The organism is Polaromonas sp. CT11-55, from assembly GCF_047303325.1.
Lineage (GTDB): Bacteria > Pseudomonadota > Gammaproteobacteria > Burkholderiales > Burkholderiaceae_C > Polaromonas.
Genome location: NZ_JBKBEX010000034.1, coordinates 22025 through 44517, shown reverse-complemented (window position 1 = coordinate 44517; position 22493 = coordinate 22025). Strand labels below are relative to the sequence as shown.

Below are 22493 nucleotides of genomic sequence, written 5' to 3'. Positions count from 1 at the left end.
GATAGGGGGAGGAGGTGGATGGGGAAGGGGAAGATGGGGTCGCGGCCACAAGCAGGTCTCCTGTCAAAACTGCCTGCATCGTAGTCGCAAGGCGGTGCGGGGCAAAGCTCGCGGGGTACTCTAGGGGACAGCCTCTATCGGCACTCGGTGCTTACCCTGAAGCCTCGCGGTGTTGTCCGACACGGGGCGTGCGGCAAGACTGCTACTTTGAAGCCATGCCCAAAAACACCACCAGCCCCACACGCGCCAAGACCGGCGAAGGCGCGACCGCGCCCCATCCTCCGCGCAGCGAACCCGATGACGCTGCCGACGGCAACGATGCCGGCGCCTTGATTGAACGGCCCATGAAGCCCGGCCCCGACGGGGCGCTCAAGCAGCACGACTTCCCCGATGGCGGCGGCAGCGGCGGGGCCGAGGCCTTCCGGCGCAAGGCGGGCCGGGGGAAACCATCGCCCGGCGTTTAAGCTGTGCCTGATGAAGCTCGCGACCTTCAACGTCAACGGTATCAAGACGCGCCTGCCGCAGCTGCTGGCCTGGCTGGAGAAAGACGCGCCCGACGTGGCCTGCCTGCAGGAGCTCAAGGCGCTGGACGGGGTGTTTCCGCACCAGGCGCTGCGCGAGGCGGGCTATGAGGCCTTGTGGAAGGGCCAGCGCTCGTGGAACGGCGTGGCCATCCTCGCCAAAGGCCAGGCGCCGGTTGAAATACGCCGCGAGCTGCCCGGCGACCCGTCCGACGACCAGAGCCGCTACCTCGAAGCCGCGGTGGACGGCATCGTCGTGGCCTGCCTTTACCTGCCCAACGGCAACCCGCAGCCCGGCCCGAAGTTCGATTACAAGCTGGCCTGGTTCAGCCGGCTGCATGCGCATGCCAAGGCGCTTTACGCGTCGAGCCATCCGGTGGCGCTGATGGGTGACTTCAATGTGATCCCGACAGACCTGGACGTGTACAACCCCAAGTCATGGCAGCGTGACGCGCTGATGCAGCCTGAAAGCCGCGCGGCTTACGAGAAGCTGCTGGCGCAGGGCTGGGTGGATAGCCTGCGCGCGCTGCACCCGGGCGAGCGCATCTACACCTTCTGGGATTACTTTCGCCAGCACTGGCAGCGCAACGCGGGGCTGCGCATAGACCACATCCTGCTGAACGCCGAGCTCGCGCCGCGCCTGAAGGCGGCCGGCGTGGACAGTTGGGTGCGCGGGCAAGAGCACGCCAGCGACCACGCGCCTGTGTGGGTGGAACTGGGGGCGGCGGCTAAAAAGAAGGCCGCGCCGAAAAAGCACGCCAAGCCTTAGCGGCTTTTCTTGATCGCCTGCGCGGCCTGGGTGACGAGTTCCGGGCCTTTGTAGATCAGTCCGGTGTAGATCTGCACCACGTCGGCGCCGGCCTTGATCTTGGAGACGGCGTCGGCGCCGCTCAGGATGCCGCCCACGCCGATGATGGGAAAGTCCTTGCCCAGCGCCGCGCGCAACTGGCTGATGACGCGGTTGCTGGCTTCGAGCACGGGCGCGCCGCTCAGGCCGCCGGCTTCCTCGGCATGGCGCATACCCTTGACGGCTTCGCGGCTGAGCGTGGTGTTGGTGGCGACCACGCCGTCCATGGCGTGGCGCTTGAGTGTGGCGGCGATGACGGCCACCTGGGCTTCGTCGAGGTCGGGTGCTATTTTCACGAAGATGGGCACGCGCTTGCCATGCTGTTTGGCGAGTGTTTCGCGGCGCTCGGCGATGCGGCCCAGCAGCGCGTCCAGCGCCTCGTCGCTTTGCAGGGCGCGCAGGTTTTTGGTGTTGGGGCTGGAGATGTTGACGGTGACGTAGTCGGCATGCGGGTAGACGCCGTCCAGGCAGATGAGGTAGTCGTCCACCGCGTTTTCAATCGGCGTGGCGGCGTTCTTGCCGATGTTCAGGCCCAGCAGCAGGCCGCCCTGCGCGCCGGGCTTGCGCACGCTGGAGCGCCGGACATTGGCCAAAAAGGCGTCCAGCCCTTCATTGTTAAAGCCCAGGCGGTTGATCAGCGCGTTGGCCTCGGGCAGGCGGAACATGCGCGGCTTGGGATTGCCGGGCTGGCCCTTGGGCGTGACGGTGCCGACTTCGACAAAACCAAAGCCCATGGCGGCCAGGCCGTCGATGCAGCGGGCGTTTTTGTCCAGGCCCGCGGCCAGGCCGACACGGTTTGGAAACTTCAGGCCCGCCAGCTCGATCGGGTCGCTGACGCGGCTGGACAGGTAGGCCAGGGCCAGCGGCGTGCCCTGGGTGCGCGCCAGCGAGGCCATGGTCAGCTCGTGGGCGGTTTCGGGATCCAGCCCAAACAAAAAGGGGCGGGCCAGGGCGTAGGGGAGCAGGGACATTGGATAATTCGGGACAGATGGCTGTGAATGGCCCGGTGTACCACTGGAACCCCGGGCAAGAGCCCCGATTGTCGCAAAACACGTTTCACCCTCCCGATTCATCCCTCCCAATACTCCCATGACCCAAGACGAACTCAAAACCCTGGTCGGCCAGGCGGCCCTGCACTACGTGGAAGAAGGCAGCATTGTCGGCGTCGGCACCGGCTCCACGGTCAACAAATTCATAGACGCGCTGGCCACCATGAAGGACCGCATCGCGGGCGCGGTGTCCAGCTCGGTCGCCTCCACCGAGCGCCTGCAGGCGCTGGGCATCAAGGTCTTCGACGCGACCGAGGTCGATGAGCTGGGTGTCTACATCGACGGCGCCGATGAAATCGATCACGCGGGCTACATGGTCAAGGGCGGCGGCGCGGCCCTCACGCGCGAAAAAATCGTGGCCGCACAGTCGCGCAAGTTTGTCTGCATCGCCGACGAGTCCAAGCTGGTGGCGGCCCTGGGCAGCTTCCCGCTGCCGGTCGAGGTGATTCCCATGGCCGCCAAACGCATCGCGCGACAGTTCGAAGCCCTGGGCGGCACGGCGACGCTGCGCCTGAAGGACGGCAAGCCGCTGGTGACCGACAACGGCCAGCACATCCTGGACGTGACCGGCCTGAAGATCACCGACCCGCTGGCTTTTGAATCCCAGGTCAGCCAATGGCCGGGCGTGGTGACGGTGGGGGTGTTCGCCTTCCAGAAAGCCCATGTGTGCCTGCTGGGCACGCCGGGCGGCGTCAAGACGCTGGTGTTCTGAGCTTCCGGCCCCGTCCGGAAAGCAAAACGCCGGGTGGAAACCCGGCGTTTGCGTTTGGGGAGCAGGCCTGCCTAGAACTTGATGCCGGCCGGGTTGTCCGCTGCCGGCGGCGGAGGGGCTGCGGGTGCGGGCGCCGTGGCGGTACGGGCTGCGCCGTTGTTCGCGGCCGGCGGCGCGGTAACGGCAACCAGTGGTGTGGCAGCCGGCGGGCGGTAGCTGGGCGGCAGCACCGATGTGGGGGGGTAGCCGGCGGCGTTCAGGAATTGCGTCCACTCCACGTCGGAAAAGCCCTTGAGTTGCTGGCTGCCAATGGTGGCGAAGGGCAGCGAGGTGTCGCCGCTAAGCCGTTGTAGTGCCTTGATGTCCTCGTTGCTGGTGACGGTCCGCTCGGAAAATGGGACACCGCGGTTGGTCAGCATGGTGCGGGCGGCGGCGCAGGGGCCGCAATTTTCGCCGGAATACAGGGTCACCGGGTATTTGCTGGCAACCTGCCGCAGTTCGAAGGGCAGTCCGGTGGGGGCCGAGCCACCCCCGCCAGGGGTGCCCGCGCTGACCTTGGCGCCGGCTGCTGCGGGAGGCGGCTGGTCGGAGAAGGTCACCTTGCCGTCGGGACCGATGATGCGGTAGACCTGCTGGGCTTGCGCCAGGGGCGAAAAAAGACCGCCCGCGGCGACTGCCAGGGCCAGCAGGGCATGGGGCGCGAGGGATTTCACGGCATTTATGTTCATGGGTGTTCCATTCGTCTCAGATACGGGTGGCGGAAAGAGCAAACTCAAAAGGCAAGCTTAACGCAGGCCCTGGAAGTCTCACAACGTTTTAGGCGTTTTGACGGTGTCAGGCCATACCCTGATGACGCAGCAAAGCATCAATCGAGGGTTCGCGGCCCCGGAAGGCCTTGAAAGACTCCATCGCCGGGCGGCTTCCGCCGGCCTCCAGGATGGCTTTGCGGTACTTGCGGCCGGTCTCCACCGTGACCGTGGTCTTGCCGCCATCGTCGCCCGACGCCGAGGGCGCGACTGTAGCCGTTTCCTCGAAGGCGGCGTAGGCGTCGGCCGACAGGACTTCCGCCCATTTGTAGCTGTAATACCCGGCGGCGTAACCGCCCGAAAATATGTGGCTGAAAGTATGCGCGGTGCGGCTGTAGGGCGGCGAAGGGATCACCGCCACTTCGCGGCGCACCTCGTTCAGCAGGCCCATGAGGTCGTCGGCCGGCTTGTGCGAGGTGTGCAGCAGCATGTCGAACAGCGAGAACTCGACCTGGCGCAGCGTCTGCATGCCGCTCTGGAAGTTCTTGGCGGCCAGCATCTTGTCGAACAGCGCGCGCGGCAGCGGCGCGCCGGTCTCGACGTGCGCCGTCATGTGCTTGAGCACGTCCCATTCCCAGCAGAAGTTCTCCATGAACTGGCTGGGCAGTTCGACCGCGTCCCACTCGACGCCGCTGATGCCGGAGACGTCGCGCTCGTTGACCTGGGTCAGCATGTGGTGCAGGCCGTGGCCGAATTCGTGGAACAGCGTGGTCACGTCGTCGTGCGTGAGCAGCGCGGGCTTGCCGCCCACGCCTTCGGCGAAGTTGCAGACCAGGTGGGCGACCGGGGTTTGCAGCTTGCCGGTGTCGGGGCGCAGCCAGCGGGCGCGCACGTCGTCCATCCAGGCGCCGCCGCGTTTGCCGGTGCGCGCCGGCTGGTCGAGGTAGAACTGGCCGACAAGTTCGCCGTTGCGTTCAATGCGATAAAACTCCACGCCGGGTTTCCACACCGGTGCCGAATCCTTGCGGATGGCGACTTCAAACAGGGTCTCGACGATCTTGAACAGGCCCGCCAGCACCTTGGGCGCGGTGAAGTACTGTTTGACTTCCTGCTCGCTGAAGGCGTAGCGCGCTTCCTTGAGTTTTTCGCCGACATAGGCGTAGTCCCAGGGCTGGAGTTCGGCCATGCCGAGCTGGCTGGCGGCGAAGGCGCGCAGGTCGGTCACGTCTTTTTCGGCGTAGGGGCGGGCGCGGCGCGCGAGGTCGCGCAAAAAAGTGATCACTTCGTCGGGGGACTGGGCCATTTTGGCCACCACCGAGACCTCGCCGAAATTGCGGTAGCCCAGCAGTTGGGCTTCCTCCAGGCGCAGCGCGAGGATCTCTTTCATGATGGCGCTGTTGTCGAACTTGCTGAATTCGGGCGCGGCCTGGTCGCTGGCGCGTGTGGTGTAGGCCTTGTAAAGCGTTTCGCGCAGCTTGCCGCTGGTGGCGAACTGCATGACGGGCAGGTAGCTCGGCATCTTCAGGCTCAGGCGGTAGCCGGCCTTGCCTTCGGCTTCGGCCTGGGCGCGCGCGGCCTGCAGCACGTCGGCCGGAATGCCGGCGATTTCGGCTTCGGTGGCGTAGTAGGCGAAGGCGTCGGTCGCGTCCAGGGCGTTTTCACTGAATTTCTGGCTCAGCTCGGCCTGGCGCTCCTGGATTTGCGCGAAGCGCTCGCGGGCTGCGCCCTGCAGTTCGGCGCCCGAGAGCACAAAGTTGCGGATCGCATTCTTGTGGGCCTGGCGCTGCTCGGCGTTCAGGGTGGCCACGTCAATGGCCTTGTACTTGGCGTAGAGGCGCTCGTCGGCGCCCAGGCGGGTCCAGAACTCGGTCACGCGCGGCAGGGCGGCGTTGTAGGCGGCACGCATCTCGGGCGTGTCGGCCACGCTGTTGAGGTGGCTCACGGCGCCCCAGGCGCGGCCCAGGTTTTCGGTGGCGACGTCCAGCACGCGGGCGATGCCGGTCCAGGTGGCCGGGAAATCCGGCGCGGTGACGGTTTCGAGCGCCGTATCGGCCTTGGCCATCAGCTCGTCGACGGCGGGGCCCACATGCTCGGGCTGGATGCGGTCGAACAGCGGGAGATTGGAGAAATCGAGGAGGGGATTGGTCATGGCGGGTAGCTGTGGGCGAAATTCTTAAATCTAAAGGCTTGGCGGCCGAGCGGCCAGAAGAATGTCGCTATCGAAGCGATTGCCCCGGGGCCTTTTGTGGGCCGCGGGGCGGGGGCGCATCAGCCCTGCGCGCTTTTCTTGACGCTTTTGAGCTGGGGTTTCTTGGCCCGCTTGACGGTGCCGCCCGGCGTGAGGCGCTGGTTGCCCAGCACGCGCAGGGTTTTGACTTCGGGCCGCTGGCCGTGGCGCGAGCTGTTCTTGAGCACCTTGACGTCGCGCGGGCCGGGCATGCGGTCTTCGTTGACCTTTTTTTCCTTGGGCGGCATGGGGCGCCAGAGCACCAGCAGCTTGCCGATGTGCTGGATGGGCGCGGCATTGAGTTCGTCGGCCAGGGTCTGGAAGATTTCCTCGCGGCCGGCGCGGTCGTCCGACTGCACCCGCACCTTGATGAGCCCGTGGGCCTTGAGCGCCGCGTCGGTTTCCTTCTTGACGGCGGGCGTCAGCCCGTCGGAACCTATCATCACGACGGCATTCAGGTGGTGAGCATCGGCGCGGTGGTCCTTGCGCTGGGCGGGGGTAAGTTGTATTTGAGCCATGGCCCAATTATCGGGCGAGTCCGGGAGAGGACAATAGGCCCCATGAAAGTAAATGCCAAGACCGGTTTCAAGCCCGGCGTCCAGACCGATGCCAAGGCCGCCGCCAAGGCGGCCGGCAAAACCGCCGTGAAGGCCGGCGGCAAGGGAAAAGTCAACAAAGCCTGGCTGCACGAGCACATCAACGACCCCTATGTGAAGCTCGCCCAGAAAGAGGGTTATCGGGCCCGCGCCGCTTACAAATTGAAGGAAATCGACGAAACCTTCGGCCTGGTGAAGCCGGGCGACTGCGTGGTCGACCTGGGCAGCACGCCCGGCGCCTGGAGCCAGTACGTGCGGCGCAAGCTGTCTCCCGCGGGCGCGGCGGCCGGCACGCTCAACGGCCGCATCATCGGGCTGGACCTGCTGCCCATGGAGCCGATCGAGGGCGTGACCTTTATCCAGGGCGATTTCCGCGAGGCCGAGGTGCTGCAGCAGCTGGAGGACACCCTGGCCGGCCCCGACGGCCAGATCCAGGTGGATCTGGTGATTTCGGACATGGCGCCCAATCTATCGGGCATCGAGTCGGCCGACGCGGCCCGCATCGCCCATCTGATCGAGCTGGCCGTGGAATTCGCCCAGAACCGCATGAAACCGGACGGCACGCTGGTGGTCAAGCTGTTCCACGGCAGCGGTTACGACCAGCTGGTCAAACTGTTCCGCGATACCTTCAAGGTCGTCAAGCCGCTCAAGCCCAAGGCCTCTCGCCCGGGCTCGTCGGAGACCTTTTTGATAGGGCGGGGGCTGAAAAAACGGGCCTGAAACCACGGGCTTTCCCCTAGGCCTTGCCAGCGGTAGCGGACTTAATCCCGCTTTAAACCAGGGGCCGGGACCGGGTTAAGCTGTTTTGGCCCTTGAAAGGCCTAAAATCAGGCGCATGTGACTTTTGTTCTTACACCGGAGTAGTCCTTGAACAATCAGTGGTTTTCCAAAATTGCAATCTGGCTGGTGATCGCCATGGTGCTGTTCACCGTATTCAAGCAATTTGATACACGTGGCGGCGCCGGTTCCAACTACCTGGGTTACTCCGAGTTCCTGGAAGAGGTGCGGGGCAAGCGCATCAAGCAGGCGACCATCGCCGAAGGCCAGGGCGGCACCGAGATCTCGGCCACCACCGTGGACGACCGCAAGGTCCGCACCACGGCCACCTACCTGGACCGCGGCCTGGTCGGCGACCTGATCGCCAACGACGTCAAGTTCGACGTCAAGCCCCGCGAAGAAACCTCTTTGCTCACCTCGCTGCTGATCAGCTGGGGCCCCATGCTGCTGCTGATAGGCGTATGGATCTACTTCATGCGGCAGATGCAGGGCGGCGGCAAGGGCGGGGCGTTCAGCTTCGGCAAGTCCAAGGCGCGCATGCTGGATGAGTCCACCAACCCCGTCACCTTCGCCGACGTCGCGGGCTGCGACGAGGCCAAGGAAGAAGTCAAGGAAGTTGTCGACTTCCTCAAAGACCCGCAGAAATTCCAGAAACTGGGTGGCCGCATTCCGCGCGGCCTGCTGCTTGTCGGCCCCCCGGGCACCGGCAAGACCCTGCTGGCCAAGGGCATCGCCGGCGAGGCCAAAGTGCCTTTCTTCTCGATTTCCGGCTCCGATTTCGTTGAAATGTTCGTCGGCGTGGGCGCTGCCCGCGTGCGCGACATGTTCGAGAACGCCAAGAAAAACGCCCCCTGCATCATCTTCATCGATGAAATCGACGCGGTCGGCCGCCAGCGCGGCGCCGGCCTGGGCGGCGGCAACGACGAACGCGAGCAGACCCTGAACCAGATGCTGGTCGAGATGGACGGCTTTGAAACCAATGTCGGCGTGATCGTGGTGGCCGCCACCAACCGCCCCGACATCCTCGACGCCGCCTTGCTGCGCCCCGGCCGCTTCGACCGCCAGGTCTATGTGACGCTGCCCGACATCCGCGGCCGGGAGCAGATCCTCAATGTGCACATGCGCAAGGTGCCGCTGGGCCAGGACGTGAATGCCAGCGTGATCGCGCGCGGCACGCCCGGCATGTCCGGCGCCGACCTCGCCAACCTCTGCAACGAAGCCGCCCTGATGGCCGCGCGCCGCAACGCGCGCACCGTCGAGATGCAGGACTTCGAAAAAGCCAAGGACAAGATCCTCATGGGCCCCGAGCGCAAGAGCATGGTCATGCCCGAGGAAGAGCGCCGCAACACGGCCTACCACGAGTCCGGCCACGCACTGCTCGGCAAGATGCTGCCCAAGTGCGACCCGGTCCACAAGGTCACCATCATTCCGCGCGGCCGCGCGCTGGGCGTGACCATGAGCCTGCCCGCGCAGGACCGCTACAGCTACGACCGCGAGTACATGCTGAGCCAGATCAGCATGCTGTTCGGCGGCCGCATCGCCGAGGAAGTCTTCATGAACCAGATGACGACCGGCGCCAGCAACGACTTTGAGCGCGCCACGGCTCTAGCCCGCGACATGGTCACGCGTTACGGCATGACCGAGGCCCTGGGCCCCATGGTCTACGCCGAGAACGAAGGCGAAGTGTTCCTGGGCCGCTCGGTCACCAAGACCAACAACATGAGCGAGTCGACCCTGCAAAAGGTCGACGGCGAAGTCCGCCGCATCATCGACCAGCAATACGCCCTGGCGCGCAGGCTGATCGAGGACAACCAGGACAAGATGCACGCCATGGCCAAGGCCTTGCTCGAATGGGAAACCATAGACGGCGACCAGCTCGACGACATCATGGCCGGCAAGGAGCCGCGCCCGCCCAAGGACTGGACGCCGCGCAACTCCTCCGTCGGCGGTGGCGGCGGCCCCTCGGGCGGCACGCCGGCCGTCAGCGCCGACCCGGCGCCCACGGTGGCCTGAGGCCAGCTGATGAACACAACGTGACTGCCGGGCAGTCACCACAACCGGGGCCAGTCCCCGGTTTTTTCATTCTGGACGCCGTAACAAGGCGGCAACAATTTTCCTGAGAGGACACCACACCATGATCTGGCAAACCTCCCGCTTCCAAATCGACCTCGCCAAGCCCCGCGTCATGGGCATCGTCAACGTCACGCCCGACTCCTTTTCGGACGGCGGCAAGTACTTCAGCGAAGGCAGCGGTTTTGCCGGCGTGTTCGCCCATTGCGAAAAGCTGCTCAGGGACGGCGCCGAGCTGCTGGACATAGGCGGTGAGTCCACGCGCCCCGGCGCGCCGCCCGTGCCGCTGGAAGAAGAACTCGCGCGCGTGCTGCCCGTGGTGCGCCACGCGGCCACGCTGGGCGTACCGCTGTCCGTGGATACCTACAAGCCCGAGGTCATGCAGGCCGTGCTGGACCTGGGCGCCGACGTCATCAACGACATCTGGGCCCTGCGCAAACCCGGCGCGGCTGAAGTGGTGGCCGCGCATCCGAGCTGCGGCGTCTGCCTCATGCACATGCACCGCGAGCCGCAGACCATGCAGGTCGCGCCCATGGAGGGCGACGTGGTGCCGCAGGTGCGCGACTTTCTCGAGGCCGCCGCGGCCGGCCTGCTGGCCGCCGGCGTCGCCAGGCCGCGCATCGTGCTCGACGCGGGCATAGGCTTCGGCAAAACCGTGGCGCAGAACTTCGCGCTGCTGGCGCGCCAGCAGGAATTGCTCGCCATCGGTTACCCGCTGCTGGCCGCCTGGTCGCGCAAGTCGTCCCTGGCCGCCGTCACCAGCACCTCGCTGGCCGCCGTGGCCCAGCTAGCCGTGGCCGACCGCATGGTGCCCAGCGTCGCGGCGGCCCTGCTGGCCGTGGACCGCGGCGCGCGCATCGTGCGTGTGCACGACGTGAAAGAAACCGTGCAGGCCTTGAAGGTCTGGATGGCCGCCACCTGATTTTTCAGTCTTTGACTGACAGGCGGGCAGGGCGGCCCCCCCTAAAATAGCCCCACATTTGCAGAACAACAAGCTCCACAGGGACAAGACTCCATGACCAGAAAATACTTCGGCACCGACGGCATCCGCGGCACGGTGGGCCAGCCGCCCATCACCCCCGACTTTGTGCTGCGCCTGGCGCACGCCGTGGGCCGCGTGCTGCGCAAGAAAGAGACCCGCCCCACGGTGCTGATCGGCAAGGACACGCGCATCTCGGGCTATATGCTCGAAAGCGCGCTCGAGTCGGGCTTTAACTCGGCCGGCGTCGACGTGGTGCTGCTGGGCCCCCTGCCCACGCCGGGCGTGGCCTACCTCACGCGCGCCCAGCGCGCCAGCCTGGGCGTGGTCATCAGCGCCAGCCATAACGCCTACCCCGACAACGGCATCAAGTTCTTCAGCGCCCAGGGCACCAAGCTCGACGACGCCTGGGAGCTCGCCGTGGAAGCGGCCCTCGACGAGCCTCCCGTCTGGGCCGATTCGGCCAACCTGGGCAAGGCGCGTCGCCTGGACGACGCGGCCGGCCGCTACACAGAATTCTGCAAAAGTACTTTTGCCAACGACCTCACGCTCAAAGGCCTGAAGATCGTGGTCGATGGCGCCCACGGCGCTGCGTACCACATCGCGCCCATGGTGTTCCATGAACTGGGCGCCGAGGTCATCTCCATAGGCTGCGCGCCCGACGGCCTGAACATCAACCACGAAGTCGGCGCCACGCACCCCGAGGCGCTGATCAAGGCCGTCCAGGCCTACAAGGCCGACTACGGCATTGCGCTGGACGGCGATGCCGACCGCCTGCAGATGGTGGACGCCGACGGCCGCCTCTTCAACGGGGACGAAGTGCTCTTCCTCATGGTCAACGAGCGCCTGGCACGCGGCGAAAAAGTCCCCGGCACTGTTGGCACGCTGATGACCAATATGGCCGTGGAAGTTGCGCTCAAGAAGAAGGGCGTGGAGTTCGTGCGCGCCAAGGTCGGCGACCGCTATGTACTCGAAGAACTCGACAAGCGCGGCTGGCTGCTGGGCGGCGAGGGGTCGGGCCATTTGCTCGCGCTCGACAAGCACACCACCGGCGATGGCCTGATCAGCGCCCTGCAGGTGCTGCAGGCCTGCGTGCGCAGCGGCAAGACCATTGCCCAACTGCTCAGCGAGGTCCAGCTGTTCCCGCAGACCTTGATCAATGTGCGCCTCGAGCCCGGTCAGGACTGGCAGAGCAGCAAGTCCCTGGCGGACATGAGCAAAACGGTGGAAGCCGAACTCGGCGACACCGGCCGCCTGCTGATACGCGCCAGCGGCACCGAGCCGCTGCTGCGCGTGATGGTCGAGGCCCGCGACGCGGCCCAGGCGAAGCGCTGCGCCGAGCGCGTGGCGGATACGGTGCGGTCTTAAACCGCCTGCATCAGGCGGGCCCGTTCATCCGGCGTCAGCACCTTGGGCGATACGCGCGGCTTGCCCGTCTCCGGGTCAAAGAAGGGCGTGCGCTTGTAGCTGCCGTCCAGCCTGGCGCGTATCAGCCTGGCCATGAACTGGAGGATGGCCACCGTGGTGCTGAGCGCCATGGCCTTGGGCGCGCCCTTGGCGCTTTTCATGCCGACCCGCATGCGCACCGGGCCGAAAGCGCTGTCCAGGCTGGTCGAGGAATCTTCCAGGCAGTTATGCAGCAGCCCGACATGCGAAACCTTGAAGTCACGCGAGGTGTTGCCGATGGGCGTGTTGCAGCAGCTCGCATACCAGCGCAGCATGCCTTTGTCGCTCAGGGACATGCAGGTCAACTTTTCCACGCCTTGTGTGAAGCTGACGTGCTGGGGAAGCGTGGCGACAACGTCCGATCCGCCCATCTCGTCAAGGATCTCGTCCGCCTTGCCCAGGAAGTGCGCATAGGCCTGGCAGTCCTTGCAGTAGCAGACGCCGCGGCACACGGATTCGGTGTGGCTGACTTGGCCTTGTAGGGTGCCGCATTGGCAGTGCAGGGGGTGGTTCATGGCGGGGCGCTCGGTGTAACGGAGGTCTAGGGGCTAGGACTCGGTTGGAATGGTATCCGGGAAAGACTTCCCACGCGGCTGCACTTCATCCACCGGGATATCAATTTGTTTCCTGGCACCGCGCCTTGCCAGCCATCGTTGCCGCGCGACATACGCAGGTGCAAAGAAGCGGCGGTACATCGATCTTGTGCCAACGTAGAGGGCAAAGGGCAGTACGACGGGTGCTGCATCCTGCGCCTGGAAATAAGTGGTGATGAATTCCAGGTCTTCCTCCAGCGCAAATGCCGAGGTTGCCAAGTGCCATGCACCAAGGATGATGCTGGCGATTGACGTAAGTATTGCCCACCTTGGGAGCGCTTGCAGGGAAAGGCCGCCAAAGACAATGGGGCCAAGAAGCACTGCGGGAACGACAAGAAGGAAAACGCAGCCCAGGAGGGCGCCGTCGATCCGATGGCGGACGGCTTGCCGCTTGCCGAAAGACACCTCTTCAGTCGAAGCGTTTGCGGGGTCGACTATTCGCTCAAGCACTTTCAGCCTGCGACGGATAAAGATGCTGGCAAAACCGCCATTCATGCACGGGCTGGTCGTCAATATAGGCTGTGGGCTTGGGCAGGTAGCCGTCAAAACAGTCGCTGATCCCGAGCTCAAGGGCCGTGGTTTTGCAGTACTCGGCGCCTCCGGAACTCCAGAGAAACAAGGTCGCGCCTTCGGATTTGAGTCGCTTGACCTGGGCAATCACGGCTGGCATGGGAATGCGCTTCGCACCCACGGATCGGACCATGGTGTCATCGACATCCACAAAAATGATTTGTGCGGTCATGAAGGTTGAGTAGTCCGTGCTTTGCGAAGCGTATGCGACGCCAGCAGCCACAAGGCCACCGGCAGCAACAGCGCGGCGGCAACAACTTCCGAAAGAATCGTGACATTGGCCATCAAGGGGTGCAGTTCCAGGGGCGCCACCGCATAGTGGCCCAGCCCGTCAAAACCCAGCGCCGCGTAAACGGCCACCAGCAGCAGGCCCGTGGCCATGAACTTCTTGCGCATCATGAACAAACCTAGTGCACCCACAGAGGTGATGGCCGCCCACACCGCATAGACCTGCGCGCGAGTGAGCCAGACCGGCAGGTTCGGGTATTCGCAGATGAACTCGGCGTTATGGCTGAAGTGGCCGAGGCTGGTGAGAAAGTAGGCCGCCGTCAGCGCCAGCAGCACTTTGGGTAGCCGTGTCGTCCGCATGACCGGCGCTACTCTCAAGCCAGCGTATACGCCGTCTTCACCGTCGTGAAAAACTCCTGCGCGTACCTGCCCTGCTCGCGGGGGCCGTAGCTGGAGCCCTTGCGGCCGCCGAAGGGCACGTGGTAGTCCACACCTGCGGTGGGCAGGTTGACCATGACCATGCCGGCCTGGCTGTGGCGCTTGAAGTGGGTCGCGTATTTGAGGCTGGTGGTGGCGATGCCGGCCGAGAGGCCGAAAGGCGTGTCGTTGGCAGTGGCCAGGGCCGCTTCGTAGTCTTTCACGCGGATGATGCTGGCGACAGGGCCGAAGATTTCCTCGCGGTTGATGCGCATGCCGGCCGTGCTTTCACTGAAGAGGGCGGGCTGCATGTAATAACCTTCGGCGCCGCTGCCGGTATGGCAGGGGATGCGCGCGCCGCCAAAGGCCAGGGTCGCGCCCTCGGCCTTGCCGATCTCGATGTAACTTAAGTCCTGCTCGAGCTGCGCCTGCGAGGACACCGGGCCCACGTCGGTGCCGGCCGTGAGGGCGTCGCCGACCTTGATGCGGGCCATGCGTTCCTGCAGGGCTTTGACGAACGCCGGGTAAATGCCGTCGGTGACGATGAGGCGGCTGGACGCGGTGCAGCGCTGGCCGGTGGAGTAGAAGGCGCTCTGCGCGCTGAGCTCAACGGCCTGCGTGAGATCGGCGTCGTCGAGGATGACTTGCGGGTTCTTGCCGCCCATTTCGAGCTGCACTTTTTTGAGGTTTTTCGCGCAGGTCTCGGCGATGCGGCTGCCCACGCCGACCGAGCCGGTGAAGCTGATGGCGTTGACGCCGGGGTGGTTGACCAGCGCATCGCCGATCACGCGGCCCGGGCCCATGACCAGGTTGAACACGCCGGCCGGGATGCCGGAGCGCGAGATGATCTCGGCCAGCGCCCAGGCGCTGCCGGGCACCAGGTCGGCGGGCTTCAAGACCACGCAGTTGCCGAAGGCCAGTGCGGGCGCGATCTTCCAGGCCGGGATGGCGATGGGGAAGTTCCAGGGGGTGATCAGGCCGACCACGCCCACGGGCTCGCGCGTGATCTCCACGCCTATGCCGGGACGCACCGAGGGAATGGTTTCGCCCGACAGGCGCAGGCATTCGCCGGCGAAGAACTTGAAGATATGGCCGGCGCGCGTGGCCTCGCCTATGCCTTCGGGTTTGGTCTTGCCTTCTTCGCGCGAGAGCAGGGTGCCCAGCTCTTCGCGGCGCGCGAGGATCTCGGTGCCGATTTTGTCCAGCGCGTCCGAGCGCGCCTGTATGCCCGAGGTCGACCAGGCCGGGAAAGCCGCTTGCGCGGCCTTCACCGCCGCATCCAGGCCGGCCGCATCGGCCTGCGTGTATTCGCCGATCACGTCGGCCAGGTTGCTGGGGTTGAGGTTGGGGCTGTAGCTGTTGCCGGCCAGCCATTGGCCGTTGATGAGGTTGTCGTGTTTTGTGGTCATGGGTGTGCTTCCAGGAGTTGAACTTGATTCATGAATGACGAAAGGACGAGGTGGGCGCGTAGGCCGTTTCACAAAAGCGGTCTCACAAGGGCGGCGTCACATCAATCGCATAAAAACGCAGGGCGTTGGCGCACATCATCGCATGTTGCTGGTGACCCGGCAGGTGGGCCAGCATACCGGCCACACTGCCAACCAGGTCCGGGTAGCTGATACGCAGGCCGGCCACCGGAAAGTTGCTGGCGAACATGCAGCGCTGCCATCCAAAAATTGCAATCGTTTCATACACAATTCGCGCGTTCTCCTGGAGATCCCAGGGCCGGTCGCGCAGGCCGAACTCCGAGAGCTTGACGTGCACGTTCTCCTGCCGGGCCAGCGTCTCCATCCAGCCGCGCCAGCGCTTGAGGCCTTCTTCGCTGCGGTCCCAGGCAAATCCGTGGTGGTTCAGGACCATGGGCACCTTGGGAAACAGGGCCGCCACCTCGGCCGCCTCGGGCAAATGCCAGGCCGGCACGCGCAGGTCCCAGCGCAGGCCATACTTTTCAAGCAGCGAGAAGCCGCGCAGCCAGGCCTCGTCCTGCATGGTGCCGGGCTGGCCTTTGACGCTGTGCGCCGGTGAGGTCGAGGTCACCGGCTTGCTGCGTATACCGCGCACCAGCGGAAAGCGAGACTGTGCAAGCAGGTGTTCCTCGCTGTCGGGGCGGTCAAACCAGGCATGGGCGACCACGGCATTGGGGAAACCGTGCGTCGCATGCACTTCATGCAGCCAGGTGGTTTCGGCGAGCTGTTCATCACGGCTGCGCTCGGCCTCTACATGCACGGTCGCGATCACCTCGCAAGGCCCCGCGGCGGCGCGGTAGTCGGGCGCCAGGAAGTCGCGGCAGAGAGCCCGGTACTCGCCCAGGAAAAAGGCCTCGGGGTCATAGGCTTCCTGCAGCCACGGATAGTGGCCGCGCGACAGGTCCCACAGGTGGTGGTGGGCATCGACGACGGGCATCGCCGGCATCATGGCCTCAATGCCGCCAGACGTAGGATGAATCGGGTTCGCGCAGGGTCTTGATCTGCTGCCCGAACTCAAAGCTGTCGAGATCCAGGCGGCGCACCGTGTCGTCCTGGAAGGAGATATAAACCGCGCGGTCCACCGGGTGGAAAGACAGGGCCAGCGGGTTGCTGGGCAGGGCGAAACAGCGCTGCTCCTGCAGGTCAGTGCCGAAGACCGAGAGCGAATGTTCGCCCGAGTTGGTGGTGAGCAGCAGGTCCTGGCCCTGCGCTCCCTTGAAGCGGTAGACGCGGTTGGGGTCACGCCGTGTGTTGCCCCGGGCCACGACCTTCATGGTCGCGGTGTCCACGGCCACAATGCTGTCGTCGCCGCGGTTGGCCACATAGAGCAGCGACTCGTCGGCCGACAGCACATTGCCCTCGGGCACCGGTCCGGGCACCATGGCCACCGGCGTGAAGGTCGGGTCGTTGGGTTTGATCTTGGTCACGGTGTTGGACAGCAGGTTGAGCGCGTAGGCGGTCTGCGCGTCCTTGGTCAGTGCGAAAAGGTGCGTCTTGTAGCCGCCCGAGGGCACGGCGAGATCCGGCACAAACACCTTCGCCGGGTCTGAAAAGCGCAGCAGCACGTTGTGCGCCTCCGACATGACAAACAGCCGCCCCTGCCCATCCACCGTCAGGCCATGCGGCCGGTAGTAAGGCCAGAGGTTCAGCGTGGCCACGTGTTCTTGCCGCGCGAGGTCGATCACAAACACCGAGTGCCCGCCCATGTCGCCCAGGTGGCTGGCCGTTTCTATACCGTAGTGGCCCACATAGGCCAGGCCGCGCGCCGCGTCCACCGTGAACTCATGCGGAAAATTCGGCAGCACGATGTGCTTTTGCGGCAAGCCCGTGGCGAGGTCGTAAAAGCTGAAGGTATGGGCGCATTTTTGCACCAGCAAGAGTGTTTCCCGAAGCGGCATGGATGTCCTGAAAATGGGGGAGCCAGAAAGGAAACGAAGCCTGCGCCGGCAGGCGGCTGAAGCGCCTATTTGCCCCAGCGTAGCACCAGCGGGTCCAGCCGGCGCGCGGTGGCCAGCAAGCCCTTGCGCACCTCCGGGTGCATGGCGGGGAAAGGATGGCGCGGTGCCTCGCAGGCGATCACGCCGCCTTCCTTCATCAAGGCCTTGGCCGTGAGGATGCCGCCCTGGCGGTTTTCGTAATTGATCAGCGGCAGCCAGCGTGCGTATTCAGCCGCGGCCTCTTCGCGCCGGCCGGCCGCCCAGGCGTCCATGATCCTGCGTATGCCGTCAGGGTAGCCGCCGCCCGTCATTGCACCGGTGGCACCCGCCTCCAGGTCGGGTAGCAGGGTGATGGCTTCCTCGCCGTCCCAGGGGCCTTCAATCGCGTTGCCGCCCAGGCGCAGCAGTTCGCGCAGCTTGGAGGCCGCGCCCGGCGTTTCGATCTTGAAGTAGGCGACGTTGCGTATCTCCTTGGCCATGCGCGCCAGGAAGGTGGCTGACAACGGTGTGCCGCTGACGGGCGCGTCCTGGATCATGATGGGAATGTCGATCGCGGCCGACAGCGTGGCGAAGAACTCGTAGATCTTTTCTTCCGGAACGCGAATGGTGGCCCCATGGTAGGGCGGCATCACCATGACCATGGCCGCGCCCAGGTCCTGCGCGCGGCGGCTGCGTTCGGCGCAGACCCGGGTGCCGAAGTGGGTGGTGGTCACAATCACCGGCACTCGGCCCGCCACATGTTTGAGGATGGCCGCGGTCAGCACTTCGCGCTCCTCGTCCGACAGCACAAACTGCTCGGAAAAGTTGGCGAGTATGCACAGGCCGGTCGATCCCGCGTCAATCATGAAATCGACGCAGCGCTTCTGGCTTTCCAGATCGAGCTCGCCCGCGTCGGTGAAGGTGGTGGGCACCACCGGAAACACGCCCTGGTACCTGGCAGCCATGGTGCTCATTCGACGATGTTGAAGTCTTTGAGAAACTCGGTCTTCATGGTCAGGCCCAGGCCGGGCTTGTTGTCGTCAAGCTGCAAAAAGCCGTTCTCGGCCACGGGCTCGCCGTCGAAGATGTAATAAAACAGCTCGTTGCCCACTTCCACATCGAACATCGGGAAGTATTCGCTCATGGGCGAGGCCAGGGTGCTCATGGTCAGGTGGTAGTTGTGCATCTGCCCGGCATGCGGTACCACCGGCACGCTATAGGCCTCGCACAGTGCGTTGATCTTGTGCGCGGCCGTGATGCCGCCCACGCGGTTGGTGTCGTACTGCACCACGGACACGGCTTTTTTGTCGAGCAGCTGCTTGAAGCCATAAAGGCTGAACTCATGCTCGCCGCCGGAGATCGGGATGCTGGTCAGCTGGTTCAGCTCGGCATAGCCGTCGATGTCGTCGGCAATCACGGGTTCTTCGACCCAGCGCGGCTGGAATTTCTCGAGCTTGGGAAGCATGCGTTTGGCGTATTCAAGGTTCCAGCCCATGTAGCACTCGAGCATCAAGTCGTTGTCGTAGCCGATCACTTCGCGCAGCGCCTCGACGGCCTTCAGGTTTTCCGCCACGCCTTTGGTGCCGTGCGCCGGGCCGTAGCCGAAGCGCGACTTGAACATGGTGAAGCCCTGGTCCAGGTAGGTTTGCGCCTCGTCCTGCATGGCCTTGATGTCGGTGCGGTAGAGCTTGGAGTAGTAGCAGGGAATCTTTTCCTTGGTGCGGCCGCCCAGCAGTTTGAACACCGGCTTGCCCACCGACTTGCCCAGAATGTCCCAGATGGCGATGTCCACCGCCGAGATCGCGGCCATGGCCACGCCCTTGCGGCCCCAGGCGTGGGTGGCGCGGTACATGCGCTGCCACAGGTATTCATAGTCCCAGGGGTCCTGCCCCAGCACCAGCGGCGTGAGGTACTGGTCGATGATGGCTTTGGCGATGTGCGGCGCCAGCGCGACGTTGCCCAGGCCGACGATGCCGTCGTCGGTTTCAATCTCCACCACCGTCCACGAGTGGAAGCGGAAGGTACTCATGGTCTCGGTGTTGGAGTAGACCAGGTCCATGGCGTTGGAGCAGAAATTGCCCTGGGGTGGAACGGTCTTGCCTTTCCATTCGAAGACGCGTGCGCGTACGGATTTGATTTTCATATTGGTTCTCTAGCGTTTTAAAAAAGAAAAAGAGGAAGCTCAGGCAACGGGCCGCAGCCGAGCCGCACCCATGCGCTGGGCAATGCGGAATGCATTGAGGGTGGCATTCACGTCGGCCACACCCTGGCCCGCAATGTCATAGGCCGTGCCATGGGCCGGCGTGGTGATAGGCACCGGCAGGCCGCCCTGCACCGTCACGCCTTTGCTAAAGCCCATGAGCTTGATCGCGATTTGGCCCTGGTCGTGGTACATGGTGACGATAGCGTGGTAAAGGCCGTCGCGTGCTTTCAAAAAGATGGTGTCGGCCGGGAAGGGGCCGTCCACCGGCACGCCGGCGGCGCGCAGCTCGGCCACGGCGGGCTCGATGATGTCGATCTCTTCGCGCCCGCAGACACCGCCGTCGCCGCCATGCGGGTTAAAGGCCGCCACCGCAACTTTGGGATGGGCATTGCCGCTGGCCTGTAGCGAGGCGTAGATCAACTTTGCCGCATCGACGATGCGTTGTTTGCTCAGCATGGCCGCCGCGTCTTTGAGCGGGATGTGGGATGAGACACGCGATGTCCACAAATCGCCCAGGGTGTTGAACTCGCAGAAGTAGCCGGTCACGCCCAGGTATTCGGCGAAGTGGTGCAGCTCGTCTTCGTGCTTCAGGCCGCCCAGCTTCATGGCCTGTTTGTTCAGTGGGGCGAAGCAGATCGCGTCGACTTCGCCGCGTTTGGCGCCGTCCATGCAGAGGTTGAGCACCTGCAGCACGGCCGCGCCGCAGGCGGCCTGTGCCTGGCCGCGCTGCACCTGTGCCGCTTGAATCGTGTCTGTGGCCAGGAAAGCCGGCAGGCGGGTGTCGGCGCGGCCGCGCACCTGGTCCAGGCTGGTGACGGCCTGTGTGGCCACGGTTTGCCGAGCGGTGAGCTGGCCCTGTTGCCAGAGCCAGTTGTCGCCCACCAGCACGATGTTGGCACCTGCGGTGATGCCGGGTTGCGCCAGCAGCCGGGCGATCAGTTCGGGGCCTATGCCGGCCGCGTCGCCCAGCGTGAGGGCGACCACGGGCAGGGCTGCGGGCGGCGTCTGCGTGTTGCTCATGCGTTGATCCAATCAGTCGAGTTTGATGTTTTTCCGGGCGATCAGCTCACCATAACGCTTGTTTTCATCGGCGTGGAACTGCGCGAACTGCGCCTGCGTCATGGGCGTGAGGTCGGCGCCTATGGCGCCCAGCCGGGCTTGCGTTTCAGGCATGGCCAGCACCTTGCTCACTTCGGTGTAGACGCGCTCCTGCACCGCCTTGGGTGTGGAGGCCGGCATGTAGATGCCGTACCAGGCGCTCATCTCCACGCCCTTGAGGCCGGCTTCGGCCATGGTGGGCACATTGGGCAATTGCGGGTTGCGTTTGGCGCTGGCCACGGCCAGGGGCTTGATGCGGCCGTTCTTGATCTGGCCGATGACGGACGGCATGGTGTCAAAGCTCAGTTGCACCTGGCCGGCCACCAGGTCGATCAGCGCCGGGCCGCTGCCGCGGTAGGGGATGTGGGTGATGAAGACGCCGGCCTGGTCCTTGAAGAGTTCGGCCGCGATGTGCTGGGTGCTGCCCGAGCCGCTGGTCGCGTAATTGAGCTGGCCGGGCTTGCTCTTGGCCAGCTTGATCAGCGACTGCACCGAATCAACCGGCAGCGCGTTGTTGACCACCAGTACATTGGGCACCGCGCCCACAAAGACCACGGGGACCAGGTCCTTGTTGTTGTCATAGCCCAGCTTGAGCAGATGCGGCGCGATTGCGTGCGCGGTCGAGACGCCCATCAGCAGGGTATGGCCGTCGGTGGACTTGGCCGTGAGGTCGGCCGCCAGGGTGTTGGAAGCGCCGGGGCGGTTCTCGACCACCACGGGCTGCCTGAGCAGCGGGCCCAGCCGGTCGGCCACGGCGCGCGCCATGGCGTCGGTGCCGCCGCCCGGGGCCGAGCCCACCAGGATGCGCAGCGGCTTGGCGGGCCATTCCTGCGCCTGTGCCAGGGCGGGGGAGGCCGCGACCAGAGCGCAGGCGGCCGCCAGCAAGGCGGGGAGAAATTGCAGGGATTTCAGGCGGGGCATGGGTCTTTGTCTCCGGGTCATTGTTGTGGGGAAAGCGCAGGAAAGCTGGAACGAGTGCCCTGATGGTAGGGACGGCGACACTTAACGTAAATTGAAAATCCCTGATTATTTGATAACCTGCGGTGATCAATTGAAATCAGCATCGAAAGCGACCACCATGCCCGCCTCATCCCATGCATCCCGCGCATCCTCCATCCCGCAACTGCTGAACCGCCTGCGCATGCGGCAAGTGGCATTGATCCTGGCCGTGGGCGAGCACGGCACGCTGCGCAAGGCCTCGGCCGAGCTTGGCATGACGCAGCCGGCCGCCACCAAAATGATCCAGGAGCTGGAGTCCGCGCTGGGCCAGCGCCTGTTCGAGCGCGTGGGCCGCGGGCAAAAACTCACGCCGGCCGGCGCCAGCGTGCTGCGCTACTTTCGCGGCATGCGCGGCTCGGTCGAATCGATGACGCGCGAACTCGCCGAACTGGAGCAGGGCGGCTCGGGCCGCGTGTCGGTCGGCAGCATCATGGCGCCTTCGCCCAATCTGCTCACGCAGGCCATCATCGCGCTCAAAAAAGCCTATCCGCTGCTGTCGGTCGATATCACCATGGACACCAGCGACCGGTTGTTCGAGCTGCTGCGCGAGGGTGTGCTCGACGTCGCCATAGGCCGCATACGCGACGAGCACCGCGCCGACTACAGCTTCACCCCGCTGGAGAACGAGGCCCTGGCCCTGGTGGTGGGCGTGCGGCATCCGCTGGCCAAAAAGAAAGCCGTGAAGTTCGCTGACCTGCTGGGCTACGGCTGGATTTTGCAGCCCACCGGCAGCCCCATGCGCGAGGTGCTGGAGCAGGAGTTCCGCATGCTGCAGGCGCCGTCACCCAAGGGCCTGATAGAGACGGCCTCTATCCTGACCACCACCAACCTGATCGCTGAAACCGAAATGGTCGGCGTCATGCCGCAGTCGATTGCCGACACCTACGCGCGCCACGGCCTGCTGGTGATATTGCCCTGTTTTATCCGCCACAAGATGGAAGCCTTCGGCAGCATCACGCGCAAGGACAGGCCGCTGAGCGAGGCGGCGCGGTTTTTCCTGGCGGCGTTGCATGGGAGCAGGCCTGCCGGCTGA

At 64.9% G+C, this 22493-nt stretch carries 23 protein-coding genes; 8 read left to right on the top strand and 15 right to left on the bottom strand.

Annotation, left to right across the window (positions count from 1 at the left end; genetic code table 11):
- The first annotated feature begins 215 nt into the window (after nucleotides 1–215).
- Both ACEN8I_RS22205 and xth read left to right on the top strand, forming a co-directional pair.
- Nucleotides 216–464, top strand: coding sequence for a hypothetical protein (locus ACEN8I_RS22205; RefSeq protein ID WP_413330781.1), 249 nt, complete (start codon nucleotides 216–218; stop codon nucleotides 462–464).
- A gap of 10 nt (nucleotides 465–474) precedes the next feature.
- Complete coding sequence (gene xth / locus ACEN8I_RS22200; protein ID WP_413330779.1) at nucleotides 475–1290, top strand: exodeoxyribonuclease III; 816 nt, start codon at nucleotides 475–477, stop codon at nucleotides 1288–1290.
- Here xth and ACEN8I_RS22195 read toward each other — a convergent pair.
- Nucleotides 1287–2339: a quinone-dependent dihydroorotate dehydrogenase gene (locus tag ACEN8I_RS22195; RefSeq protein ID WP_413330778.1), complete on the bottom strand. Its 1053-nt coding sequence runs from the start codon at nucleotides 2337–2339 to the stop codon at nucleotides 1287–1289. The genes xth and ACEN8I_RS22195 overlap by 4 nt on opposite strands.
- 118 nt (nucleotides 2340–2457) lie before the next feature.
- On the opposite strand from ACEN8I_RS22195, the gene rpiA reads away from it, so the two are divergent.
- Nucleotides 2458–3129 carry a ribose-5-phosphate isomerase RpiA gene (rpiA, locus tag ACEN8I_RS22190; RefSeq protein WP_413330777.1) on the top strand — a complete coding sequence of 224 codons (672 nt, stop codon included), beginning with the start codon at nucleotides 2458–2460 and terminating at the stop codon, nucleotides 3127–3129.
- Nucleotides 3130–3200: 71 nt separating this feature from the next.
- On the opposite strand, the gene ACEN8I_RS22185 is transcribed toward rpiA, so the two are convergent.
- The 3 genes from ACEN8I_RS22185 to ACEN8I_RS22175 all read right to left on the bottom strand — a co-directional run bounded on the left by ACEN8I_RS22185 (nucleotide 3201) and on the right by ACEN8I_RS22175 (nucleotide 6620).
- Nucleotides 3201–3857 (bottom strand): glutaredoxin family protein, encoded by a 657-nt coding sequence (locus tag ACEN8I_RS22185; RefSeq protein ID WP_413330776.1) that lies wholly within the window; start codon nucleotides 3855–3857, stop codon nucleotides 3201–3203.
- Nucleotides 3858–3963: 106 nt separating this feature from the next.
- Nucleotides 3964–6024: a M3 family metallopeptidase gene (locus tag ACEN8I_RS22180; RefSeq protein WP_413330775.1), complete on the bottom strand. Its 2061-nt coding sequence runs from the start codon at nucleotides 6022–6024 to the stop codon at nucleotides 3964–3966.
- Nucleotides 6025–6143: 119 nt separating this feature from the next.
- Nucleotides 6144–6620: a YhbY family RNA-binding protein gene (locus ACEN8I_RS22175; protein WP_413330774.1), complete on the bottom strand. Its 477-nt coding sequence runs from the start codon at nucleotides 6618–6620 to the stop codon at nucleotides 6144–6146.
- 42 nt (nucleotides 6621–6662) lie between these two features.
- Here ACEN8I_RS22175 and ACEN8I_RS22170 point away from each other — a divergent pair, with 42 nt between their 5' ends.
- From ACEN8I_RS22170 to glmM, 4 genes are all read left to right on the top strand, one after another.
- Entirely contained in the window at nucleotides 6663–7418 is a 756-nt protein-coding gene (locus tag ACEN8I_RS22170) for an RlmE family RNA methyltransferase (protein ID WP_413330772.1), read from the top strand.
- Nucleotides 7419–7565: 147 nt separating this feature from the next.
- Nucleotides 7566–9488 carry an ATP-dependent zinc metalloprotease FtsH gene (ftsH, locus tag ACEN8I_RS22165; RefSeq protein WP_413330771.1) on the top strand — a complete coding sequence of 641 codons (1923 nt, stop codon included), beginning with the start codon at nucleotides 7566–7568 and terminating at the stop codon, nucleotides 9486–9488.
- Between the two features lie 121 nt (nucleotides 9489–9609).
- The gene (gene folP / locus ACEN8I_RS22160; RefSeq protein WP_413330770.1) at nucleotides 9610–10467 is read left to right on the top strand and encodes a dihydropteroate synthase; all 858 of its coding nucleotides are present in this window, start codon (nucleotides 9610–9612) and stop codon (nucleotides 10465–10467) included.
- Between the two features lie 93 nt (nucleotides 10468–10560).
- Entirely contained in the window at nucleotides 10561–11892 is a 1332-nt protein-coding gene (gene glmM, locus ACEN8I_RS22155) for a phosphoglucosamine mutase (protein WP_413330769.1), read from the top strand.
- On the opposite strand, the gene ACEN8I_RS22150 is transcribed toward glmM, so the two are convergent.
- The 11 genes from ACEN8I_RS22150 to ACEN8I_RS22100 form a co-directional block, all read right to left on the bottom strand.
- A complete protein-coding gene (locus ACEN8I_RS22150) occupies nucleotides 11889–12485 on the bottom strand; it encodes a DUF6151 family protein (RefSeq protein ID WP_413330768.1) in 597 nt (198 codons plus the stop codon). The two genes, glmM and ACEN8I_RS22150, sit on opposite strands and share 4 nt — an antisense overlap.
- A 33-nt stretch (nucleotides 12486–12518) precedes the next feature.
- Complete coding sequence (locus ACEN8I_RS22145; RefSeq protein ID WP_413330767.1) at nucleotides 12519–13058, bottom strand: hypothetical protein; 540 nt, start codon at nucleotides 13056–13058, stop codon at nucleotides 12519–12521.
- Nucleotides 13006–13305 carry a DUF705 domain-containing protein gene (locus ACEN8I_RS22140; protein WP_413330766.1) on the bottom strand — a complete coding sequence of 100 codons (300 nt, stop codon included), beginning with the start codon at nucleotides 13303–13305 and terminating at the stop codon, nucleotides 13006–13008. The genes ACEN8I_RS22145 and ACEN8I_RS22140 overlap by 53 nt, the downstream gene beginning before the upstream one ends.
- The gene (locus tag ACEN8I_RS22135) at nucleotides 13302–13721 is read right to left on the bottom strand and encodes a hypothetical protein (RefSeq protein ID WP_413330765.1); all 420 of its coding nucleotides are present in this window, start codon (nucleotides 13719–13721) and stop codon (nucleotides 13302–13304) included. The genes ACEN8I_RS22140 and ACEN8I_RS22135 overlap by 4 nt, the downstream gene beginning before the upstream one ends.
- Before the next feature lie 14 nt (nucleotides 13722–13735).
- The gene (locus tag ACEN8I_RS22130; RefSeq protein ID WP_413330764.1) at nucleotides 13736–15187 is read right to left on the bottom strand and encodes an aldehyde dehydrogenase family protein; all 1452 of its coding nucleotides are present in this window, start codon (nucleotides 15185–15187) and stop codon (nucleotides 13736–13738) included.
- 82 nt (nucleotides 15188–15269) lie between these two features.
- A complete protein-coding gene (locus tag ACEN8I_RS22125) occupies nucleotides 15270–16181 on the bottom strand; it encodes an amidohydrolase family protein (protein ID WP_413330763.1) in 912 nt (303 codons plus the stop codon).
- 16 nt (nucleotides 16182–16197) lie between these two features.
- Nucleotides 16198–17142: a YncE family protein gene (locus tag ACEN8I_RS22120; RefSeq protein WP_413330762.1), complete on the bottom strand. Its 945-nt coding sequence runs from the start codon at nucleotides 17140–17142 to the stop codon at nucleotides 16198–16200.
- 65 nt (nucleotides 17143–17207) lie between these two features.
- Nucleotides 17208–18125, bottom strand: coding sequence for a dihydrodipicolinate synthase family protein (locus ACEN8I_RS22115; RefSeq protein WP_413330785.1), 918 nt, complete (start codon nucleotides 18123–18125; stop codon nucleotides 17208–17210).
- A gap of 5 nt (nucleotides 18126–18130) precedes the next feature.
- Nucleotides 18131–19303 (bottom strand): L-rhamnonate dehydratase, encoded by a 1173-nt coding sequence (locus tag ACEN8I_RS22110; protein WP_413330761.1) that lies wholly within the window; start codon nucleotides 19301–19303, stop codon nucleotides 18131–18133.
- A 39-nt stretch (nucleotides 19304–19342) separates the two neighbouring features.
- Entirely contained in the window at nucleotides 19343–20383 is a 1041-nt protein-coding gene (locus ACEN8I_RS22105) for a 4-hydroxythreonine-4-phosphate dehydrogenase PdxA (RefSeq protein ID WP_413330760.1), read from the bottom strand.
- Nucleotides 20384–20395: 12 nt separating this feature from the next.
- Nucleotides 20396–21382, bottom strand: a complete 987-nt coding sequence (locus tag ACEN8I_RS22100) for a Bug family tripartite tricarboxylate transporter substrate binding protein (RefSeq protein WP_413330759.1) — start codon at nucleotides 21380–21382, stop codon at nucleotides 20396–20398.
- 157 nt (nucleotides 21383–21539) lie between these two features.
- Between ACEN8I_RS22100 and ACEN8I_RS22095 the strand changes: the two genes are divergently transcribed.
- Nucleotides 21540–22493 carry a LysR family transcriptional regulator gene (locus ACEN8I_RS22095; protein WP_413330758.1) on the top strand — a complete coding sequence of 318 codons (954 nt, stop codon included), beginning with the start codon at nucleotides 21540–21542 and terminating at the stop codon, nucleotides 22491–22493.

Excerpts from the sequence above, each read along its gene's own strand:
- ACEN8I_RS22110 (WP_413330761.1), bottom strand. The coding sequence starts at position 19,303 with ATGAAAATCAAATCCGTACGCGCACGCGTCTTCGAATGGAAAGGCAAG.
- ACEN8I_RS22125 (WP_413330763.1), bottom strand. The coding sequence starts at position 16,181 with ATGCCCGTCGTCGATGCCCACCACCACCTGTGGGACCTGTCGCGCGGC.
- ACEN8I_RS22100 (WP_413330759.1), bottom strand. The coding sequence starts at position 21,382 with ATGCCCCGCCTGAAATCCCTGCAATTTCTCCCCGCCTTGCTGGCGGCC.
- ACEN8I_RS22130 (WP_413330764.1), bottom strand. The coding sequence starts at position 15,187 with ATGACCACAAAACACGACAACCTCATCAACGGCCAATGGCTGGCCGGC.
- ACEN8I_RS22185 (WP_413330776.1), bottom strand. The coding sequence starts at position 3,857 with ATGAACATAAATGCCGTGAAATCCCTCGCGCCCCATGCCCTGCTGGCC.
- ACEN8I_RS22135 (WP_413330765.1), bottom strand. The coding sequence starts at position 13,721 with ATGCGGACGACACGGCTACCCAAAGTGCTGCTGGCGCTGACGGCGGCC.
- ACEN8I_RS22120 (WP_413330762.1), bottom strand. The coding sequence starts at position 17,142 with ATGCCGCTTCGGGAAACACTCTTGCTGGTGCAAAAATGCGCCCATACC.
- ACEN8I_RS22180 (WP_413330775.1), bottom strand. The coding sequence starts at position 6,024 with ATGACCAATCCCCTCCTCGATTTCTCCAATCTCCCGCTGTTCGACCGC.
- rpiA (WP_413330777.1), top strand. The coding sequence starts at position 2,458 with ATGACCCAAGACGAACTCAAAACCCTGGTCGGCCAGGCGGCCCTGCAC.
- ACEN8I_RS22115 (WP_413330785.1), bottom strand. The coding sequence starts at position 18,125 with ATGGCTGCCAGGTACCAGGGCGTGTTTCCGGTGGTGCCCACCACCTTC.
- ACEN8I_RS22140 (WP_413330766.1), bottom strand. The coding sequence starts at position 13,305 with ATGACCGCACAAATCATTTTTGTGGATGTCGATGACACCATGGTCCGA.
- xth (WP_413330779.1), top strand. The coding sequence starts at position 475 with ATGAAGCTCGCGACCTTCAACGTCAACGGTATCAAGACGCGCCTGCCG.
- glmM (WP_413330769.1), top strand. The coding sequence starts at position 10,561 with ATGACCAGAAAATACTTCGGCACCGACGGCATCCGCGGCACGGTGGGC.
- ACEN8I_RS22095 (WP_413330758.1), top strand. The coding sequence starts at position 21,540 with ATGCCCGCCTCATCCCATGCATCCCGCGCATCCTCCATCCCGCAACTG.
- ACEN8I_RS22195 (WP_413330778.1), bottom strand. The coding sequence starts at position 2,339 with ATGTCCCTGCTCCCCTACGCCCTGGCCCGCCCCTTTTTGTTTGGGCTG.
- ACEN8I_RS22170 (WP_413330772.1), top strand. The coding sequence starts at position 6,663 with ATGAAAGTAAATGCCAAGACCGGTTTCAAGCCCGGCGTCCAGACCGAT.
- folP (WP_413330770.1), top strand. The coding sequence starts at position 9,610 with ATGATCTGGCAAACCTCCCGCTTCCAAATCGACCTCGCCAAGCCCCGC.
- ACEN8I_RS22175 (WP_413330774.1), bottom strand. The coding sequence starts at position 6,620 with ATGGCTCAAATACAACTTACCCCCGCCCAGCGCAAGGACCACCGCGCC.
- ACEN8I_RS22145 (WP_413330767.1), bottom strand. The coding sequence starts at position 13,058 with ATGAATGGCGGTTTTGCCAGCATCTTTATCCGTCGCAGGCTGAAAGTG.
- ACEN8I_RS22105 (WP_413330760.1), bottom strand. The coding sequence starts at position 20,383 with ATGAGCAACACGCAGACGCCGCCCGCAGCCCTGCCCGTGGTCGCCCTC.
- ACEN8I_RS22150 (WP_413330768.1), bottom strand. The coding sequence starts at position 12,485 with ATGAACCACCCCCTGCACTGCCAATGCGGCACCCTACAAGGCCAAGTC.
- ACEN8I_RS22205 (WP_413330781.1), top strand. The coding sequence starts at position 216 with ATGCCCAAAAACACCACCAGCCCCACACGCGCCAAGACCGGCGAAGGC.